Origin of the sequence: Neptuniibacter sp. PT8_73, from assembly GCF_047778045.1 — a bacterium.
Classification (GTDB): Bacteria; Pseudomonadota; Gammaproteobacteria; order Pseudomonadales; family Balneatricaceae; genus Neptuniibacter.
In genome coordinates this window covers 58,746-78,963 of sequence record NZ_CP180545.1, presented here as the reverse complement: position 1 = coordinate 78,963, position 20,218 = coordinate 58,746, and the positions used below count along the sequence as shown (strand labels likewise).

Sequence of the window (20,218 nt, the reverse complement as noted above, 5' to 3'; positions counted from 1 at the left end):
TCAATTTAAGCGTTCAGAAAGTGCTTCTGATATTGCTTGGGCGTCATGCCAAAGATCGGTTTAAAGCGCCGGTTGAAGTGACTCAGGTCGCTGAAGCCATAATCAAACACCACATCATCCAGAGCTTTGCCCTTCTCCAAATCTTCACGGGCGCGGTTGATTCGGCAATTCAAGATATACTGGTGCGGTGTGATACCAAACTGCTGTCGAAACATCCGCAGGAAATGATACTTCGATAGGTTGGCTTGCTGACTCAGCTCTTCAAGAGAGACATCAGTTTGTAGATTGTGATTGATAAAATCCCGTGCTCGCAGCAGTAGGCTATCGACACGACGCGCTTTTTGGTCCGCTTGGCATTCGCCATACAGCTGCGCAATCCGCGTTGCCATCTGATAGAGCTCACACTCTTGGCGCAATTTATCTTCGGAACGATTCTCGATCAGCTGAACTAATTGCAGGATATGCTGGCAGAGTTGGGGATCATCCAGCAGGGTATCTGCCACACGAAAACCTTGGCTTTTGATACCGGCGGCTTTGAAGACAGGTGCTAGCTGATCAGGGTGCACATAGAGCATGCGGTACTGCAATTTATCATCGACACCAGAATGACCATCATGCACTTCATCTGGGTTAAAGACGATAATATTGCCTGGATGACTGCGGTGAAATTGACCACGGGAGAAGAAGTCCTGACGACCACTCAGCGTAACCCCAAACGAATACTCCTCATGGGCATGGCGCCCATAAGAGAAATCGCTGATCGCGGCATTTAGAACGGTAACTTGCTCTAAGTGCTCACTTTTACTGTATTGAAACTGGTTATCCTGATTCATCACTCTTCACCGCTCTCGCTAGTATAAATCGCCTGCAGTATTACCTACAGTGTAGAGGGATGAGCAAAACTAATACTTGGATAAAATTGCGCACTTTAAGCAAAAGTGCGCAAAGAGATACAGCGCCTATTCTTCTGCTTCTGCGCGTTGGCGTAAAACAAACTTCTGGATCTTGCCTGTCGATGTTTTAGGTAGTTCACCAAAGACCACCACTTTCGGCGCTTTAAAACGCGCCATATTGGAGCGGCAAAACTCGATAACTTCAGCCTCAGTTAGACTCGCACCCGGCTTAGGTTTGATAAAGGCACAAGGCACCTCGCCCCATTTATCGTCGAGCTTAGCTACCACTGCCGCTTCCAACACGTCAGGATGACGATAAAGCACGCCTTCAACCTCAATCGAGGAGATATTTTCACCGCCAGAGATAATGATATCTTTTGAGCGATCTTTTATCTCGATGTAGCCATCCTCATGCCTTACCGCAAGGTCTCCTGAGTGGAACCAGCCGCCAGCAAAGGACGCATCCGTAGTCGGTTTGTTCTTTAGATAACCTTTCATCACAAGATTACCGCGCATAAAGATCTCGCCGATGGTTTCGCCATCTTGCGGTACAGGTTCTAGGGTATCCGGATCAGCCACCATCAAGTCTTCAAGCATAGGCGCTTTCACGCCTTGGCGAGCTTTGAGACGGGCTTTCTCTTCGATGCTGTTGTCATCCCACTTATCGTGCCATGCACACAGCACTGAAGGGCCGTAGGTCTCTGTCAGGCCATAGACATGAGTGACATCAATCCCCATCTCCTCCATCCCCTGAATAACTGCAGCAGGCGGAGCAGCACCAGCGGTCATGACCTTAACTTTGTGCTCAATCCCCTGCTTGATCTCATCAGGCGCGTTATTCAGCATATTCAGGACAATCGGAGCCCCACAGAAATGATCGATCTTTTCTGCACGAATCAGATCGTAGATTTTCTCTTCTCGAACATGGCGCAGGGACACACTGGTACCAACAGACGCAGCCAAAGACCACGGGAAACACCAGCCATTGCAATGAAACATCGGCAGGGTCCAAAGATACTTGGGATGACGCCCCATATCCCAAGAGACCACATTGCTCATGGCATTCAGATAAGCACCTCGATGATGGTATACCACCCCTTTAGGGTCGCCGGTCGTACCGGAGGTGTAGTTCAGCGTGATCGCATCCCATTCATCCTCGGGCGGCTGCCAAGCAAACTCAGGATCACCTTCTAAAAGCAGTTCATCGTAAGTGATGCTGCCGATCTGCTCACCCTCAGTGAAAGTAGAATCTTCAATCGCAATCACTAGAGGATCAATGTCAGCCATCTCAAGAGCCTGCTTCACCAGAGCACCAAATTCGCGCTCCACCAGCACTACTTTGCATTCAGCATGCTGCAAGATAAACGCGATCGCCTCGGCATCTAGTCGCACGTTGATCGCATTCAGAACCGCACCGGACATAGGCACGCTGAAATGCGCTTCAAATACTTCGGGAAGATTTGGTGCGATAACGGATACGGTATCGCCCTTGCCAATACCTCGTTGTTGCAGAGCGCTGGCAAAGCGACGACAACGGGTATATGTCTCGGACCAGCTGCGGCGTGCGTCGCCATGCACTGTAGCAGTATGGTCGGGGTAAACAAATGCAGCTCGTTCTAGAAAACTAAGCGGAGTTAACGCAGCGTAATTGGCTTGATTCTTATCGAGCCCAATCTCGTAAGGGTTTTGGCTTGTTATCATTGTTATTATTCCTTTAATTGCCCACGCCAAAACTAGCATCAACTGATCAAAAAGACACCTTTCAGATCATCTGGTTAGCAGACGTAAAACTACAATTAACCATATATAAGTATCTTCCCTTATCCTTAAAGCTGCTTTAAAGTCTAAGTATAAAAATAACAGGTTTTAAGATCGGGATTTCCCGCAGGTTAAAATATGAGTGATGACCAGAGTTTAGAACTCGCCCGTTGTAAGGCGGATGCTGATCGTTATCGACTTTTAGCAGAACAGTCGACCGATATGATCTCCCGACACACACCCACCAAAGAGTGGACCTACATTGATGCCAGTCCTGCGGTTGAAACTGTACTCGGCTACACCCCCGAAGAGATCATCGGCATGGCAGGGTATGAGCAGTTCCACCCTGAAGATGCCGATAACCTTTCCAAGCGTGATGACAGTGTCCGTTATCGCAGCGGTGTCTACACCAATGTGTACCGGTATCGTCACAAAAAAGGTCACTATATCTGGCTAGAAACCACCAGCCGTGTGATTCGTGATGACAGCGGAAATCCTCAAGAGATCATCTGTGTATCGCGCGATGTTACCGAGCGTGAAGAAGCACAACGGGATATGCGCCGACTCGCGCGCGTGGTTGAAGCCTCATCCGATATGATCATGTTTTGTAACCACAAAACCCATAAGCTGACCTATCTAAATGAGTCGGCATATCACACCCTCGGTGCCGAGAAAGATAAACCGGTCGTCTACTATCTCTCACAGCTATTCTCTGAAGAGATCTTAAGCACGCTGATCAAAGATGCTTTGGAACACGCCTCCATCCATGGCGTTTGGTACGGCAGCATCCCGATGCAATTAGACTCTGAACTAAACCGTGTGGCAGAGATTCGCGAAATTATTGCCCATCGCAACCGCCGTGAAAATAATCAGGTTGAGTATTACTCACTGATTGGTCGTGATATCACCCTGCGCCTGGAAGCAGAAGAGGAAGCTAAACGTCATCAGCTCGAGTTGGCTCATATGTCCCGTCTGCTTTCAGTTGGAGAGATGGCCACAGGCCTTGCCCACGAGGTAAACCAACCTTTGGCTGCGATTCTGAATTACTGTCATGGTACGCAGAGACGTTTGGAAGAGGGTGATGCTGATCCGGTGAAAACTGTATCCGGTTCCATGAAGCTGATTATGAAACAGGCCAAGCGTGCTTCGGAGATCATCAAACGAATGCGCTCGTTTGTACGCAAGACCGATTACCAGTGCTTTGCTTTCCCGATTAATGACAGCTGCAAAGAGGTCAGCGCCTTTCTCTGTCAGGAAGCTCAGGACCACAACATCACCTTCGATTTTCAATTTGGGGATAACTTACCCCCTCTTGTGGCCGATAAAGTACAGATCGAACAAGTGCTACTTAACCTGATGCGTAACGCAATTGAGGCCTACAACGATTGTAACAAGACCTACAGACCCGTTATTATCACCACTAAAGCTGCCGAAGGTTATATTCATGTTTCGGTAGAGGACAAGGCAAAAGGGATTAGCAGCGAAGGTTTAGCCAAGCTGTTTGAACCGTTTTACACCTCCAAAACAACTGGCTTAGGTATGGGCTTATCTATATCCCGTACCATTATCGAAACCCATGGGGGCCAGATGTGGGCAGAGAGTGACGGTAAAACCGGTACGCACTTTTATCTGAAACTGCCGTTAAGAGAGCAATGATGCAAACAAACCCGACAGGCACTATCTATATTGTTGACGATGACGAAGATTTTCGTGATTCCATGCAATGGCTTTTAGAATCTGCCAATCACAACGTTGTTACCTTCCCTTCTGCACGGGAGTTTCTGGATAACTTTAATGGCGAAATCGGTTGTATGTTACTGGATGTACGTATGCCCGAAATTAACGGCCTAGCCCTGCAACAAATCATGCAGGAGCGTAATATCCAAATGCCGATTATTGTGATCTCAGGCCACGGTGATATCCCAATGGCGGTGAGCGCGATGAAACAGGGCGCGATGGATTTCTTAGAAAAACCGTTCGATGGTGATGTGCTACTACGCTTAGTTGGGCGTGCGTTAAGCAAAGCGCAAAAAGCACGCGACGAACAAGGTGCGCAGTTAGAGATTCAAGAAAACTACGCTAGCCTGAGCCGTCGTGAGAAAGAGGTAATGGCGCTGGTTGTTGCCGGTAATGCCAATCGCCAGATTGCCGAAGAGTTGGATATCAGCCCTAAAACGGTTGAAGTGCATCGCTCCCGCGTGATGAGCAAAATGCGCGCGAGCAGTCTTGCAGCTCTGGTAAAACAAGCCTCTCAGCTAAACGAGCAAGCTTAATCTAAGCGCACCTGAGAACCCTCAGGTGCGATCAATTTGCCGATCAACGCTTATCAGGAATTGAGTAGGTCATGGTCGCATGGGCCATCGGCTCCTCATCCCCTTCCGATAAGATATACACTTCACCCACCGCCAAACGCTTTCCGACTTTGAGCATCTGCGCCGTAGCGAAGATATCGCGATCGGCAGAAGGCTTGCGTAAGAAGTTGATATTTAACTGAGTCGTCACCGCCAAAGGCACGGGGCCTATACGGCTTAATAACGCTGCATAGACAGTCACATCAGCCAGCCCCATCATCGCAGGGCCAGAGACTGTGCCGCCCGGTCTTAGATGCTGATCATCCACCGGCAAACGCATAGTGGCAGTACCATCACCTAACTCCACCAATTCCCCATACTGCTCACCTTGGGGAAAGTGCTCTGCAAGAAAGCTCTGTAGCTGTTCAATATTCAACTTCATACACAACTCCAATCTGCCTAAAGAACCTAAGCGACTGCCTCATGTTCATCCCGCGCTTTATTACGCAGGATAAAGCGCTGAATCTTGCCACTCGGCGTTTTTGGCAGTTCAGGCATAAACTCTATCTCGCGAGGAAAAGCATGGGTTGAAAGACGTGTACGTACCAGTTGCTTTAACTCTTCAGCCAGCTCTTCTGTCGGATCAAACTCACGCTTAATCACCACATAAGCTTTAATAATAGCGCCACGCTTAACATCTGGTTTGCCGATAACACCTGACTCCGCCACAGCATCATGCTCAAGCAATGTACTTTCCACATCCGCTGGCCCTACGCGGTAACCCGCCGTTGTGATGATGTCATCATCACGGCCGGTGAATGAGTAACTACCGTCGCCATGGCTCATCACTACATCACCGGTGAGGTAGTACTGACCATGGAATGGGTGCTTCTCTTGCCATGTATAACCTTGGAAGAAAAACAGTGGCGAGTTATCCACATCCACTGCTAACTGTCCGGTTTCACCTTCAGGGATCTCATTAAAATCAGCATCCAGAGCAACGACGCGATGACCTGGCATTGAGAAGCCCATGGAGCCCACACGCACTACATCTTGCTTAAGATCATGATGGTTACATGCAGTCATACCGGTTTCAGTCTGACCGTAATGATCCATTACAGGGCAACCTAAGCGCTTATCCACCCAACTAATCACTTCTGGGTTCAACGGTTCGCCGGCACTGCTAGCTACACGCAAGGAGAAGGTTTCATCCGCAGCCAACACGTCATCATTCGCCATCAACATACGGTAAGCCGTTGGTGCTGCAGCAAGGTTAGTGATCTTATATTTACGCAGCATGTCGTAGGTGCTTTCTGGAGTAAACGCCGCCTCACAAAAGTGCGTGGTATTGCCCAACAATAGAGGCCCAACAACTGCATAGTAGAGACCGTATGCCCAACCTGGATCGGCAACATTCCAATAGGTATCTTCTGGACGCAAGCCAATGGCAAAGCGCATATATACGTAGAACGAGAGTAGCGCTCGGCTTGGTACCGCAACGCCTTTAGATTTTCCGACTGTACCGGAGGTAAACATCTGTAAAAATGGATCATCTTTGCCAATTTTTACCGGTGTAAACTCTGTAGATTGCTGCTCAATCTCAGCGGCAAAATCGAGATCACTTGAGGCATCAGTTGCCTGATCACGATTGAAAGTCAGGATGGCCGGGCAATCCGTTACATTATTCAGTTTTGGACGGTTGCTTGGGTCGGTCACCACCAGCTTGGTACCCGCTTGCTGTACTCGATACTCGATCGCACCGGAACCAAACGCCGTAAATAGTGGTTGGTAAACCGCGCCTGCGCGCAGGGTACCCATTATCACCACCATCAATTCAGGTGTTCGTGGTAGCAAAGCCGCAACGCGATCGCCTTTACCTATACCTTGAGCGGTAAGGAAATTTGCAAACTGGGCAGACTTTTCTTTCAATTCCACGAAGGTCATTTGCGAAGCAGGTCGCTCAGCACCTTCATAATTCAGAGCAATTCGATCGCCTTCTGCCCATTTATCTACAATCTCCTCACAGACATTAAATCCATCTTTGAGGTTACCGATCATGAGCTCTTCAATCATGGCCGGATCAAACTTATCGTAATAATCCTGATAGGTTTCGGTTGTCATTAGTTTCCCATCCATCATTTTTTATTTTTGTATTCTTATACGCATGAGCAATCTTTAATTACTGGTGCTCAGCCAGTATTTCTCGCGCAATAATGAGTCTCTGAATTTCGCTCGTGCCTTCGTAAATAGAGGTAATTCTCACATCGCGGGCATAACGCTCCAGTGGGTATTCCTGCATGTAGCCGTAGCCACCTAAAAGCTGCAGCGCGCTGTAGCAAGCTTGATTGGCTTTTTCACTGGCAAAGAGTTTTGCCATGGAGGCTTCTTTAGCGAAGGTCAGCCCTCGTTGTTTACGATCAGCAGCGTTCAAAAGGAGTAATCGTGCGGCTTCCAACTCGGTAGAACGATCCGTAATCATCCACTGCAGGCCCTGAAAATCAGCTATCGCTTTACCAAACTGCTTACGCTCTTTGGTGTAGGCGATGGCGTAGTCCATCGCGGCTAACCCAACACCCAGTGCTAGAGAGCCTATACCGATGCGTCCACCTGCGAGTTCTGCCACAGCCAGACGAAAACCATCATTTAGCTCACCTAGAATCGCTGATTCAGGTACAAGCACCCGATCGAAATACACTTCATTGGTCGCTGAGCCATGTTGGCCCATCTTCTTTTCTGCCGGGCCAACTGTGATCCCCTCGCTACCTGCTTCAACTAAAAAGCAGGTAATCCCCTTACCTTTTTTCGCTTGTGGATCGGTCACCGCCCACACCACAAAGACGCCGGCAAACTCAGCGCTAGTAATCCACTGCTTAGTACCGCTGATCTCATAGCCCTGATCGGTTTTGACCGCTTGAGTTCGCATCGATGCTGGATCGGACCCCGCACCCGCTTCGGTTAAGCAGAAGCTACCTGCTCGATATTCGCCGCTGCAGATCAATGGTAAGTATTTAGATTTCTGTTCTTCAGTGCCCATCGCCTGTATGACTTCCGCCACCATATTGGTCACTGACATAGTCACAGCAGTTGATGCACAGGCACGGGCGATCTCGGTAATCGCTAAACTGAAGGCGACAGCTCCCGCTTCAGTGCCACCATGGTCTGCAGAGATGTTTAGCCCCATAAAGCCCAATTCGGCAAGTTGCTGACAATTGGCCAGCAGAATGCTCTTGTCTTTTGTCTGATCCAGCTCCGCCGCTACCGGTGCTAATTCACTTTCAGCAAAGCGCTTGGCGGTATCCTGAATCAGTTGTTGTTCTTCTGTTAATGTGAAATCCATAAGGAATACCTTATTAGGGTTTACCCTAATCTATACCTTATATATTTCATTTGGTAAAGCGAAAAACCTGACTAAATATTCAGATATATTTGACCAAAGCGGCGTAACCTAAGGAAAACAATAGATAAGTAGTAACCCTTACAAGTTTTATTAACTTTAAGAGTTACTACAAGAGAGGAGGATAAAGGGGAGTGTAAATTAGGTGATAAGGATCGAAGAAAGTTCGAGCATTTGTCCACGCATTGCGCGCTCTGATTCAGGCAAAACATCTTGGCTAGGCCATAAGCCTGTCCGTAAACATTCAGCGTAAGGTGCTGCCAAATTCGCTTGCTGCATATTCTCGCTAGCCTGATCTGCAGGATAATCCAAGCGCTGCCAGCTAACCTCTATACCCTGCGCATTTGGCGTCAAAAGCATGTACCAGACGGACGCCGTACCATCATTCGCAGGCATGCCGATCACACCGCTATTCAGCCAATACCCCTGCTCCAATTGCGTTCCAAAAGGGATACCACAGTGGCCGCCAACCACAACATCAGCACCCGCTAGATCTAACTGGGCCTGTTTATGCTCCGCTGAACTGCTGGCAAAGATAAATTCGTTGATTCGATCGACACTGCCGTGCACAACTTGAAAGCGCTTACCCGCCAGTTCAAAGCTTATATGCCGAGGCAGTTGCCCCATCCAGAGCTTATCGTCTTGAGAAACCTGTTGACTGGCGAATCGGTACCATTCGACTGAGAGCAGGGAACAAGCCGAATCTTCCGAAAAGCCACAGCCACAATCAGGCGCATCCGCTGCTAATGACTCCTCGCAATTACCCATCACCACAGGAATATCCCAGTCACGGATCAACGCTAATGTCTCGACGGGTTCCGCGCAGTAGGCAACCAGATCCCCTGTGCAGATAACTTGCTGCGAAGATAAGCCTAACCTTTCGGCTTCCTGTTTAAGCGCTCTGGTAGCCGCTAAATTGCTGTACGGGCCGCCAAATATCAGTAGCGGCCCTGTTAGTGTTCCAAGATCCATATTTCCTAGACTCACATTTCTTAGAGCTACATTCCTTAAATCTAGAGCTATCTAACCCATTACGCCGGCTGCAACTGCTTTTGGCTGGCTCCACCGACCAAGAACAGAGCACAACCACCAATCATCACAACCACACAGATCCAAAGTAACTTAGTGTATTTATGCGCTTCGCCCAACATCGCCGTGTAACCCGAAGATTCCGTGAAGTAGAGCAGAGCACCAGCCATCGCTAGGATAAAGCTGCCTAGATAACTCCAGATTGGAATATCACGACGGTTAGCCCACAGACTGAAGAAGATAACTGGCACCAGATACATCGAAGCCGTGCCGCTAACAGCTACTGCACTAAACAGGTCTTTATTGCCGATAAATACCATCACTAGGCCCATCAACATAAATAGCGCCATCACCATACGGCCATTACGCAGATTAACAGGTAGAAGCTTCATATCCACGACCATCATCTTCGCCGAGCTGGTTAGCGTGCTGTCCAAAGTAGACATGGCAGAGATGATCAAAGAGGCACTAAACAGGAACATAGGTAGCTCACCCAACAGGCGCGTCAACGCCTGATTCATATCTTCCCCTGAGATCGCATTGGCGCCTGCAATAACCCCTAGTGAGCCAAACGCAATAATGCAGATACTGCTAATCCAAGCTGCATGGATAAAACTACGTCTTGTCGTTTCACGATCTGCCAAGAAACCGCGGTCCATCATCACTGGGTCGTGCATTGGATAGCTCCATACTTGCAATAGGGCTACGATCAATAGGATTGGACCGGGATCACTAATTTCAAACGGTTTGAACGCGATCAGATCGGTATTGAAGTGGCCGCCACCAGCAACCAGCGCTAACAACACGGCCAAGACAGCAATAAACACCATCATCTGAAAAAAGTCAGTACGCAGAGACGCTTGTAAACCGCCCAACATGGAGTAGATCAAGGTAACAACCGCTAAGCCGACAACCGCCAATGTATAAGATTGCGTGCCTGCCGCACCAAACAAGATGCCGATAACCAGAAGGTTGGCAAACACCTCACTGACCAAACGCACACCGATGACAAAGTTGTAACAGCGACTGCCCCATTGACCAAAACGATCAATTAGAAACGCTTGGACGCTCTCATAACCCTGCTCAAATCGGAGGTGATCGATAATCTTCCCACCTGTAAGAAACGAAAGATAATAAGCCGCATAAGCTAGTGTTCCCCATATCCCATAATAGAAGCCCAAAATGGCTGCATTAAGTAAAGAACGCGCAAAGATCCAAGTCGTCACCTGCGAGAAAATCAGCGTTAATAGGCCCGGCGCCAGACCTTCTGCGGTGCGGCCTTTAAAAAAACTATTCTCATGAGTAACTTTGCGTGAAAGGAAAACTGAAACCAGCGCCAAAGCAGACACCAGCGCAATCAGCCAAATATCCATAGGTAACTCCATTTATAAACGGGAAGGATGCTTGCTCAGACAGCGACGCTTGAGAGCAGTTCCCTAGGTTTTCAAACAATCTTTTAACGACTACACTCTTTCTTGATCAAGCAATCAAAAACAAGAATCCAACTGGCGGTAATGCCATACCTCGTTTATAACTAATAAGGTTCAATAAATTGATAATCAAGGAAGATTTTTAATGATCTCTGCATATACTTAGTAGTAATTCCATCGTATGAGGAAAGTCTATGTCTGATGAACTCATTGTTTTTGCCGAAGAGGAAAAAAACGATTCCACACTAGCGGCAACAAACAACAGTTCACGACCCTGGAAGGTTTTAGTCGTTGATGATGACAAAGACGTTCACGAGGTAACGAAATTCGGCTTAAAAGGGTTGGTTTTTCTAGGCCAGCCACTCGAGCTCCTGCACGCCTATTCTGCTAAAGAAGCGCAAGAAACTCTCTCAAACAATGATGATATTGCGGTCATCCTACTTGATGTCGTAATGGAGACAGAGAGCGCCGGCCTAGATCTGGTCAAGACGATTCGTGAAGAGCTAGCACTGACCAACACACGCATCATCTTACGAACGGGTCAGCCAGGTTATGCACCTGAAATTGAAGTTATCCTCAAATACGATATTAACGACTACAAAAACAAAGCCGATCTAACCCGAACTCGCCTTTACACCAGTGTTACCGCTGCCATCCGTTCCTATTCTGAAATCACCGCTATCGATTCCAGCCGTAAAGGCTTGGAAAGAATCGTACATGCCTCAAGTGAATTGATGTCTCTTCACGGCATTCGAGAGTTAGCCAACGGTATTATCTGCCAGTTAGCCGCGTTATTGGGTATTTCAGAAGAGGGGATGATCTGTTTCAAGAAGAACAATAACGACGAAATAGAGGCAACTGGATCTGAATTTACGATTGTGGCCGCTTCCGCTCAGCCTAGCAACCAGAAGGAATTTCCAGAAGTCATCGAAGATGCCAATATCAATGCTATGCTACTGGAAGCTAGCAGTAAGCGCCGCAGCATCGAAAATGACTATGCCTGCGTACTCTACTTCCCGAGCGAATTCCGCAATGACATGCTGCTGTATTTGGATATACAACGCCCTCTAGAAGGTACCGAACACCAGCTGCTAGAGGTTTTCTGTAGCAATATTTCTGTTTGCTTAGATAATGCGACTATTCTGGACCGCTTACACAATTATGCATATTTCGATTCCTTGCTGAATATTCCTAACCGTGTTTCCTTTGCAAACCAGATCGACAAAATCATGCTCAGGCAGCTACATCCACAGCTTATTACACTGATCGATATTGATCATTTCAGCGGTATGAATGACACCTTAGGTTCAGAGTCCGGGGATGAACTGCTTAAATTGGTTGCAAACCGCCTAGCAGCCAACCTGCCAAAGGACTCGTTTATATGCCGTATATCGGGCGACACTTTTGGTGTTATGGGGCCCGAAGACAGTTTTACTGTTGAACAGATCAACGCAATGCTTACAAAGCCTTTTGAGCTTTTCGGAGACGACCTAACCATATCTATCACTCAGGGCTGCTACATTCTCAAAGATGCCAATATCAGCGGTAATAATGCAATTAAACGTGCGAACATCGCTTTAAAACGTGCCAAAGATATTGCCCGCGGCGAACACGTAGAATACACCCATGAAATAGAGCGTGAAACGCAACAACGTATGCTTTTACTACAAGGTTTACGTAAGGCATATAGTGAAGGCGAACTGTTCCTAGCGTATCAACCACAAATTGATCTACGCACCGGAAGAATCACCGGTTTTGAAGCGCTTATTCGCTGGCGAACAAAGAGCGGCGCATTAATATCCCCAGTTGAGTTTATTCCGGTTGCCGAAAGCTCAGGACTCATTGTACCTATAGGTGAATGGGTCATGGATACCGCCATGAGAGATCTTGAAACTGTCGAACAGAAGTATGGTTTGGGTCTTCAGGTGGGTATAAATATTTCTCCCGCCCAGTTCCGTCACCCCGATTTTTTAAAGTTAATTCAAAATAAATTGGATAACTTTTCGTTAAAGCCACAGCAAGTTGAGTTCGAAGTTACTGAATCTGTCGCCATGATAGATACCGATAGTGTGCGAGACATTTTACAGGTGATCCATGATCTCGGCGCTAAAGTTGCGATTGATGACTTTGGCACAGGCTTCTCCTGCCTCAGCTATTTAGAAACGCTAAACTTTGATCGCCTAAAAATTGATAAGTCCTTTATCGATAAGATGCTGGATAAACAAAAAGGGACTCATATTCCAGAGATGATCATCAACCTAGGTAGCGATCTAGATATGGCAGTTATCGCGGAGGGGGTAGAAACTGTCGAGCAAGTAGAGCGTCTCAAAGAGCTTAAGTGCTTCGAAGTCCAAGGCTATCACTATGCGAAGCCAATGGAATTGGAACAGCTATATGTTTGGTTAGATGAGCATTTAAGCCAGTAGGAAGGCTAGCTAAAATTGATGGTAAATTATTCACTAATAACGCGATTTCTTCCTTCATCTTTGGCTTTATAGAGCGCTTTATCCGCACGATCTAGTAACTGTTCGATGCTCTCACCTGAATAAAACTGCACTACACCAATACTTACAGTGATATCCAAACCCTCAGGCTTTAATTGTTCCACTTGTTCACGAATCTCTTCAGCCTTTTCAGCACCTGACTTTAGGTCGCAATGCCCTAGTAAGACAACAAACTCTTCGCCGCCAAAACGGGCAGGTATATCATCTTTACGACAGGTACGGCCTAAGAGCTCACCCAGCTCACGTAGGACCTTATCGCCAACCAAATGACCATGGGTGTCATTTACTTGCTTAAAGTAATCCAGATCGAGCAACATCACGCTTAGCGGATCACTATGACGTTCAGTATGCGCTAAACGCTGTTCAGCTGTTTCTAAAAGGTAATAGCGGTTGTAGAGGCCTGTCAGTTGGTCCTTCAGTGCGATCTCTTTGAGTAGGTCCCGCTGCTGCTTAAGCGTGACATGTGTATTCACACGCGCCAGCACAATAGAAGGGCGTACTGGTTTTGCGATGTAATCGACCGCACCTAGTTGCAAACCAAGTTCTTCGTTACGGTCAGCGTCCCGAGCAGTAACAAAAATAATAGGAATATCTTGGGTGTGAGGCTGCCCCTGAAGCTTCTGACAGACTTCATAGCCGCCCATATCTGGCATTTCAATATCTAACAGGATGAGATCAGGTACCGGCTCAGCGACTGCTAATTTCAGGCAATCATTACCTCCAGTAGCAACCTTAATCCGGTAGTGGTCCTTTAGGCAGTTTGCCAAGACTTTAATATTTGAAGGCACATCGTCTACGATTAAAACGACAGGCTTGCTCATGTCTCGTCGACTCCGTCCGAAAGCTCTGGTTGAATACCAAGGGCTTGTTCCATTATAGCCAAGCTATCCTCAGCTGCTTCAAAATCAAACGCTGATAATTTAGCGTGAAGCTGCTCTAGCGGCTCTTTAAATTCTGAACCGTTAGCACTCTTCCATAAGTCATCATACTCTGTGGTATCTATATAGCTACCTAAATTAACTGCTTCGCGGATTGATAGAAGCTTATCTTTTACTTCGTCATCCGTAAGCCCTATTTTTGGGGTCTCTACTTTTTGTGATAAGTACTCGTCAAAACAAGCTGTGACTTCTTCATACGCCTGTAAAAAATCAGGTAATACTTGTAACGCGCCATCACCATCATCCGCCTTAGCTAACTTTTCTAACTTAGCGGCCTGTGCCTGCAAGGCTATCGCTGATAAATTAGCCGCCATACCCTTCACTGCATGTGCAGATTTACCAGCTGCTGCCCAGTCAGAATTATTTAAGTAAGTTTTAATGTTTTCTACTATGGGATCAGCATCAACTGCAAAGATATCCAGTAAGGGAGCAATCAGCTCTTCTTTACCCATCATCCGTGCGATAGCATCTTGTTTATCCCAAACAACAGCTATCGTTTTTTCAGTTGCAATCGGTTCTTCTGGTTTAGTCACCGTTTCTGCGATACCTAGAAACCGCTGTAGAGCTTGATTCAGTGCAATAGGCGATACAGGTTTACTCAAGTAATCATCCATACCTGCAGCCAGACACTTCTCCCTATCTCCTGCCATCGCATTCGCTGTCATAGCAATGATTGGGATAGTGATATTTTTCTGTTGCGCCTTGCCTGCCCTGATCTGTTGGGTTGCTTCATAGCCATCCATCTCTGGCATCTGACAGTCCATCAATACTAGATCGTAAGGACAATTATTTTCTAAAGCAGTATTGAGGCTCTGTAATGCCTCGACTCCATTACCGGCCATATCTGCCGTAAGTCCGAGCTCTTGTAAGATACCCTGCACCACTAGTTGGTTAATTTGATTATCTTCAACGACTAAAATACGTTTCTCACCCAGGGTTGGGTGACCTTCAATCGAGAGATCTTTCAAATAATGACTGGTCACCAACGGCGAGGCGTTATTCAATGCATCACCACCACTCGCGACAACTTGAAGAGCATCAAAGATATCTGAGGTCGTTGCCGGTTTAGGGAAGTAACCACTAAAACCTATATCTGCAAAACGTTTAGCATCACCACGATGCGCCATTGAGGTCATTAGGATGAGTTTGGATGCTCTGAATCTGTCATCAGCTTTCAGTGTCCGACCCAACTCGGCACCATCTATCCCTGGCATCTGCATATCCATAAAGACGACATCAAAACAGACACCTGATGATTCGTAGAGTGACTCACAGCGGGCAATCGCGTCATTACCATCTTCCGCTTCCACAACCTTCGCTCCCCAATGAAGTAACTGCGTAGACAGCACTTCGCGATTGGTTCTATTGTCATCTACGATCAGGATCTCGAGGTTCTCGATACCTGTGTAAGGAACTACCGCTTCCGCTTGCTCACTCTCTTCCAGATACACACTAAAGATAAACTCGCTACCTTCACCCACTGTACTCTGGACCGATATTTCTCCGCCCATCAATTCACACAATTTCTTACAAATGGCGAGCCCCAATCCAGAACCACCATATTCACGCGTAGTAGAAGCATCAACTTGGCTAAAAGATTCAAACAATTCAGGTAGTTTTTCAGGTGGAATTCCTATACCTGTATCCTTAATCTCACAATCCAAACGTAATCTATCGCCTACGTGTTGCAGCTGTGAGCGAATGACCACTTCTCCATCACTGGTGAATTTAATGGCATTACCTACCAAATTAATCAGCACCTGACGTAAACGCCCCGGATCCCCTCTGACCATAGACGTTTCAACACCAGTGAGATCAAGAATAAGTTCTAAACCTTTATCTTGTGCTTGCAGAGCCATCGCTTCTGCAAATTCTCCAAACATGCCACGTAAGTTAAAGTCGATACATTCGAGTTCTAACTTGCCTGCATCCACTTTAGAGAAATCGAGAATATCGTTAATCAGTGCCAGAAGTGAGTTAGCGCTGGTTTGAGCGACAACCGCACGATGGCGTTGGTCATCAGTGAGTGGTGTATTCAACAATAACCCCAACATGCCAAGGACACCGTTCATTGGTGTACGAATCTCGTGACTCATATTGGCTAAGAACTCACTCTTCGCGATATTCGCTTGTTCCGCCTCGTCTTTGAGCGCGATGAGACTCTGCTCCATTTCACGCTCTACTGTCACATCAAGATTGGTCCCAATCATTTTTAACGAGCGGCCTTGATCATCGACCATATGAGCCGCTGTCGCTTTAACATAACGAACCGATCCATCAGGGAAGTTAAGCCTAAATTCACAGTGCCAATCATGTCGTCCACGCACCGCCTCTTTTAACGAGCCTTCAGCCATTTCAAGGTCTTCTGGACAGACCCTCTCTCGCCAATACTCAAAATAGAGATTGTTGTTAATCACCTCTTCCGGAACCTGGTAGATCTTCAGCATCTGATCATCCCATTGCAGTTCATTGGTGATTAGATCCCATTCCCATATTCCCAAGCCAGATGATTCCACCGCAACATCCACACGGCTTAACGCATCTTCGAGTTTACCCTGCATATCTTCAGCAAGATCTAGCGCCTTGATCAGACCTTGCTCTGCATCCACTCGAGTGGATACATCTCGGAAAGACCATACACGCCCCACAGAATTATCCTCTACGTACATAGGGATTGAGGATTGCTCGTAAGTTCGGCCATCTTTGAGACTAAGACTAGTGAAGTGGGAACGCCCTTCAGAATTAATCAGGCCTTTAACATTTCGTGCGGCTTCATCAGCGTTGTTTAACTGCCGTAATATAGGACCCAGCACACGGGAGTGATCATTAAACTCTTCAGGTAATCCCCACATTTCAGCAAAGCGCTTGTTGTAACGAATAACACCGCCATCATTCTTAGTCACCAAAATGCCGTTATCGGTTGATTCCAAAATCGAAGCCTGCATAGTCAACGATTCAGTAATCTCCAACTCCATCTGCTTACGTTTGGTGATATCACTACGGATCGCCACATAGCTAAGCGGGTTCCCGGTATCATCCTTAAAGGGGACGATCGTTGTATCAACCCAATAGATACCGCCTTGTTTGTTACGGTTACGTATTTCACCTTTCCACACTTCACCTGAAGCGATAGTGCGATAAAGCTCAATGAAAAATTCCCTAGAGTGATAGCCTGAGTTGAGAATACGATGGTTTTGGCCAATTAACTCTTCTCGGCTGTAACCACTTATCTGAGAAAAACGTTCATTGGCATAAGTGATTGTCCCCTTTAAATCGGTAACCGCCACTATAGAATGCTGATCCAACGCAAACTTCTGCTCACCCAACTCTAACAGCGCCTGATTAGCTCGCTCAGCGCTACGTCGCAACTCGGCTTCATGCAGTTTTCGAGTCTCTAACATAATGTTAAAGGCATCAGCGAGATGAGCCGTTTCGATGTTATTAGCATTCACCTCTACTTGTTCAGCATTACCTGCAGATGCTTCCCGGCTGGCGTAAGCCAAGGTAATTAAAGGTTTGGTAATCCGTCCAGCGATCCCAAATCCCATCAACAAGACAACAAAGGCAGTTACAAGACACAAAGCTAAGGTAATCTGTCCTAACCAACGAGAAGCTTTTAGAGCTGTTTCAAGATCGACTTCACTAACCAAAATCCAACGAATATTCTCAAGTACAATGACATCATGCATGCCGATAACGGGCACACCATTGGGGCCAGTGTAGTTCAAAGCATGTTGAATAGAACTTTGATCTGTATTCGCCACCGCATGCAGATACATTTCAGTTTCTACTTTGCGCTTGAGCACCTCATCCCGGTTGTTACCAATAGGGGTAATTAGGGTGCCATCAATATTCATCAAGTAGTGAAGATGTTGCTGCTTCTCATCTACTGCCACATCAAGCAGATCAAACACTCGGTCAAAGCGGAGTTGAATAGCAAATGCACCGATAGTTTTACCATCTTCATCATTAATTGGCGCGGTTAAAAAACCAGCAAAGGCACCATTGGAAGGCGCATAAAGCTCCATACCAGAGAATGAGACATTGCCACTACGAAGGGTATTTTTAACACTATAGGCAAACTTTGTGCTGCTGAAAGGTCCGCGTTGCAGACTTGTTCCAAAATCCTTTTCTTGAGCAACTGAAAAAAGAATATTACCGCGGTTATCGATCAAGAATAGATCGTAGATGTAATCATAACGACGGCTAAAGCTAATCAAATCTGCTTTATGGCTATCTACTCGCTGAGCCCAATCATCACTTAAAACATAATCTTTAGCTTTTAATCCGCTTTGTTGAAGTCCATTGGAAAGCGAGGACAACATAGAGATGGTATCGTTCGATTCAGCCTTGAAACGCAGATCGACTACGCGATAATCAAACCAATTTCTGATGGAACGGACAGTTACAAGGGAGGACTGACGAAGCTTTTCCTCTGCTGCCACCAGCAAGCTGTCTTTAGCTTGTTGATAACTCAACCAAGAGACAAAGGCCAAGGGGATAAGCGCCAACAAGGTCATCCAGACCATAAGTTTTACACGCAGTGAAACCTTGCGACCGGTATCAGGATTAGGTACGGAAGCCTCAGCTGCCTCTTCCCTCTTCATACAGAGTACGTCCTTTGTCTAGTTTAAGCAGATCAATTGCTGAAGGAATTATAAAACCGATCAATATCAAAGACCTGCTTAAGAATTCCATTCCTTAAAGCATAGCCTAATTTAGCTTTACGACAGGATAATTTCGCCCCTTTATAGACCAATGATACGTATTGAGATTAACAGTCTAAAGAAAACTGTAGACTGCTAATATTTAAAGTAAATCTTGCAGTGCTGATTTTTCCCGTTGCAGCTGCATCTCCATACGGAAAAGCTCCGTTTTTAAGCTAGGTAAGCGCTGTTCCATATCCTTAAGATCATCTAATAGACGCTGACGCTTACTTCGGCTTTTTCCATCTGCTACCAACTTAGTTTCCGTTTTGATAATTTTATCTTTTAGCTTGGTTTGCTCAGCTTTGTTTTTACGAATCTCAGCCTCTAGGGTTTTAACTGCTTTCTCTTGCTGGTAAGTCTCTCGGCCCTGCTGGTATTTGACTACGAAAGCAGTATCTAATTCAGCCGGACAAACGTAAGCATATTCAGCACCTTGGCGGCCCAAACGATAGCCATTATCAGGCTGGCAATAGCTTTTCAGTCCCTCTTTTCGGCCTCGCAGGTAATCATCAATATTCAGGCTCACCAGATATTCGGAGCAAGCCGACTGATGTTCAGCCAGATAGGCTTCCGTTTTCCCCTGCAGACCATCTCTATAGCCAATACCTTGCCAGTCGCCCGTCAGGCACTCTTCTTGGCTTAAACTGGCACAGCCGGACAGAACTAACAACAACGATGCCAATATCAATGGACGCATAACAGGTAAACCTTCAATGAAATAAATAAACTTAACTGACTCAAGCTGAACACAAAACGACTGGTGCTAAGCTAAAAGACCGGTACTAACTTGTAGCCTTGTGTCTGCCAACCGATCAGTGAGATAAAGCCGTCAGCAACGACATCGAGTTCTTGAGGTAGTTTGTCATTATCAACGTTGAACACATCTGTAGCGATAGCGCAGATTTCTATGCGGACGTCTCGCTTTGCTAAAGCCTTGATGCTCTGCTGAATCGAATCAAAAGATTCTTCATATTCAAATGCCAATTCCGGCTTGGCTTCTTGGCTTAAAAACTGCGCGGTTGGGCCAATGACAACTACGACAATCTCTGGCTCAACGCCCTGAAGTTTAAAACCATCGTAAGTTCCCACGATTAAATCCATGTAGAACGCAGTGGTTTTAGCCGTTTTAAAGTCAATCAGAAATACCCCTTTGGCTTGCTCAATACCATTAAGTGCCGCTGCATCATTATATTTTTGCTCCGCATTGATGCTGGTGATCGTAAAGAGCAGCAGAAAACAAACGAACTTTATCCCTTGTAAACACTTATGCAT

The 20,218-nt window shown here is 46.6% G+C and carries 14 protein-coding genes; 3 read left to right on the top strand and 11 right to left on the bottom strand.

The genetic code is table 11. From position 1 onward, the window contains the following. Positions 1 to 5 precede the first annotated feature (5 nt). Both ACMXYN_RS00330 and ACMXYN_RS00325 read right to left on the bottom strand, forming a co-directional pair. Positions 6 to 833 carry an AraC family ligand binding domain-containing protein gene (locus tag ACMXYN_RS00330; protein ID WP_415892983.1) on the bottom strand — a complete coding sequence of 276 codons (828 nt, stop codon included), beginning with the start codon at positions 831 to 833 and terminating at the stop codon, positions 6 to 8. A gap of 126 nt (positions 834 to 959) precedes the next feature. Then, complete coding sequence (locus ACMXYN_RS00325; RefSeq protein ID WP_415892982.1) at positions 960 to 2,594, bottom strand: acyl-CoA synthetase; 1,635 nt, start codon at positions 2,592 to 2,594, stop codon at positions 960 to 962. 195 nt (positions 2,595 to 2,789) lie between these two features. Between ACMXYN_RS00325 and ACMXYN_RS00320 the strand changes: the two genes are divergently transcribed. Both ACMXYN_RS00320 and ACMXYN_RS00315 read left to right on the top strand, forming a co-directional pair. Further along, entirely contained in the window at positions 2,790 to 4,307 is a 1,518-nt protein-coding gene (locus ACMXYN_RS00320; RefSeq protein ID WP_415892981.1) for a PAS domain S-box protein, read from the top strand. After that, positions 4,304 to 4,924 carry a response regulator transcription factor gene (locus ACMXYN_RS00315; RefSeq protein WP_415892980.1) on the top strand — a complete coding sequence of 207 codons (621 nt, stop codon included), beginning with the start codon at positions 4,304 to 4,306 and terminating at the stop codon, positions 4,922 to 4,924. Before ACMXYN_RS00320 ends, ACMXYN_RS00315 begins: the two co-directional genes overlap by 4 nt. Before the next feature lie 43 nt (positions 4,925 to 4,967). Here ACMXYN_RS00315 and ACMXYN_RS00310 read toward each other — a convergent pair whose 3' ends face one another. The 5 genes from ACMXYN_RS00310 to ACMXYN_RS00290 form a co-directional block, all read right to left on the bottom strand. Further along, on the bottom strand, positions 4,968 to 5,384 hold the full coding sequence (locus ACMXYN_RS00310) for a PaaI family thioesterase (RefSeq protein ID WP_415892979.1): 417 nt from the start codon (positions 5,382 to 5,384) through the stop codon (positions 4,968 to 4,970). Positions 5,385 to 5,410: 26 nt separating this feature from the next. After that, positions 5,411 to 7,063 carry an AMP-binding protein gene (locus ACMXYN_RS00305; protein WP_415892978.1) on the bottom strand — a complete coding sequence of 551 codons (1,653 nt, stop codon included), beginning with the start codon at positions 7,061 to 7,063 and terminating at the stop codon, positions 5,411 to 5,413. Positions 7,064 to 7,121: 58 nt separating this feature from the next. Beyond that, the gene (locus ACMXYN_RS00300) at positions 7,122 to 8,279 is read right to left on the bottom strand and encodes an acyl-CoA dehydrogenase family protein (RefSeq protein ID WP_415892977.1); all 1,158 of its coding nucleotides are present in this window, start codon (positions 8,277 to 8,279) and stop codon (positions 7,122 to 7,124) included. Positions 8,280 to 8,477: 198 nt separating this feature from the next. Continuing rightward, a complete protein-coding gene (locus tag ACMXYN_RS00295; RefSeq protein ID WP_415892976.1) occupies positions 8,478 to 9,308 on the bottom strand; it encodes a metallophosphoesterase family protein in 831 nt (276 codons plus the stop codon). Between the two features lie 59 nt (positions 9,309 to 9,367). Then, positions 9,368 to 10,738: a sodium:proline symporter gene (locus ACMXYN_RS00290; protein WP_415892975.1), complete on the bottom strand. Its 1,371-nt coding sequence runs from the start codon at positions 10,736 to 10,738 to the stop codon at positions 9,368 to 9,370. Positions 10,739 to 10,989: 251 nt separating this feature from the next. Between ACMXYN_RS00290 and ACMXYN_RS00285 the strand changes: the two genes are divergently transcribed. Further along, positions 10,990 to 13,221, top strand: a complete 2,232-nt coding sequence (locus ACMXYN_RS00285) for an EAL domain-containing protein (RefSeq protein ID WP_415892974.1) — start codon at positions 10,990 to 10,992, stop codon at positions 13,219 to 13,221. A 26-nt stretch (positions 13,222 to 13,247) separates the two neighbouring features. On the opposite strand, the gene ACMXYN_RS00280 is transcribed toward ACMXYN_RS00285, so the two are convergent. From ACMXYN_RS00280 to ACMXYN_RS00265, 4 genes are all read right to left on the bottom strand, one after another. Further along, positions 13,248 to 14,120: a diguanylate cyclase gene (locus ACMXYN_RS00280; protein ID WP_415892973.1), complete on the bottom strand. Its 873-nt coding sequence runs from the start codon at positions 14,118 to 14,120 to the stop codon at positions 13,248 to 13,250. After that, on the bottom strand, positions 14,117 to 18,844 hold the full coding sequence (locus ACMXYN_RS00275) for a response regulator (RefSeq protein ID WP_415892972.1): 4,728 nt from the start codon (positions 18,842 to 18,844) through the stop codon (positions 14,117 to 14,119). Before ACMXYN_RS00275 ends, ACMXYN_RS00280 begins: the two co-directional genes overlap by 4 nt. A gap of 202 nt (positions 18,845 to 19,046) precedes the next feature. Continuing rightward, positions 19,047 to 19,643: a DUF2799 domain-containing protein gene (locus ACMXYN_RS00270; RefSeq protein WP_415892971.1), complete on the bottom strand. Its 597-nt coding sequence runs from the start codon at positions 19,641 to 19,643 to the stop codon at positions 19,047 to 19,049. Positions 19,644 to 19,714: 71 nt separating this feature from the next. Further along, the gene (locus tag ACMXYN_RS00265; protein WP_415892970.1) at positions 19,715 to 20,218 is read right to left on the bottom strand and encodes a DsrE family protein; all 504 of its coding nucleotides are present in this window, start codon (positions 20,216 to 20,218) and stop codon (positions 19,715 to 19,717) included.

Excerpts from the sequence above, each read along its gene's own strand:
- ACMXYN_RS00305 (WP_415892978.1), bottom strand. The coding sequence starts at position 7,063 with ATGACAACCGAAACCTATCAGGATTATTACGATAAGTTTGATCCGGCC.
- ACMXYN_RS00315 (WP_415892980.1), top strand. The coding sequence starts at position 4,304 with ATGATGCAAACAAACCCGACAGGCACTATCTATATTGTTGACGATGAC.
- ACMXYN_RS00300 (WP_415892977.1), bottom strand. The coding sequence starts at position 8,279 with ATGGATTTCACATTAACAGAAGAACAACAACTGATTCAGGATACCGCC.
- ACMXYN_RS00270 (WP_415892971.1), bottom strand. The coding sequence starts at position 19,643 with ATGCGTCCATTGATATTGGCATCGTTGTTGTTAGTTCTGTCCGGCTGT.
- ACMXYN_RS00275 (WP_415892972.1), bottom strand. The coding sequence starts at position 18,844 with ATGAAGAGGGAAGAGGCAGCTGAGGCTTCCGTACCTAATCCTGATACC.
- ACMXYN_RS00310 (WP_415892979.1), bottom strand. The coding sequence starts at position 5,384 with ATGAAGTTGAATATTGAACAGCTACAGAGCTTTCTTGCAGAGCACTTT.
- ACMXYN_RS00290 (WP_415892975.1), bottom strand. The coding sequence starts at position 10,738 with ATGGATATTTGGCTGATTGCGCTGGTGTCTGCTTTGGCGCTGGTTTCA.
- ACMXYN_RS00330 (WP_415892983.1), bottom strand. The coding sequence starts at position 833 with ATGAATCAGGATAACCAGTTTCAATACAGTAAAAGTGAGCACTTAGAG.
- ACMXYN_RS00265 (WP_415892970.1), bottom strand. The coding sequence starts at position 20,218 with ATGCATAAGTGTTTACAAGGGATAAAGTTCGTTTGTTTTCTGCTGCTC.
- ACMXYN_RS00280 (WP_415892973.1), bottom strand. The coding sequence starts at position 14,120 with ATGAGCAAGCCTGTCGTTTTAATCGTAGACGATGTGCCTTCAAATATT.
- ACMXYN_RS00295 (WP_415892976.1), bottom strand. The coding sequence starts at position 9,308 with ATGGATCTTGGAACACTAACAGGGCCGCTACTGATATTTGGCGGCCCG.
- ACMXYN_RS00320 (WP_415892981.1), top strand. The coding sequence starts at position 2,790 with ATGAGTGATGACCAGAGTTTAGAACTCGCCCGTTGTAAGGCGGATGCT.
- ACMXYN_RS00325 (WP_415892982.1), bottom strand. The coding sequence starts at position 2,594 with ATGATAACAAGCCAAAACCCTTACGAGATTGGGCTCGATAAGAATCAA.
- ACMXYN_RS00285 (WP_415892974.1), top strand. The coding sequence starts at position 10,990 with ATGTCTGATGAACTCATTGTTTTTGCCGAAGAGGAAAAAAACGATTCC.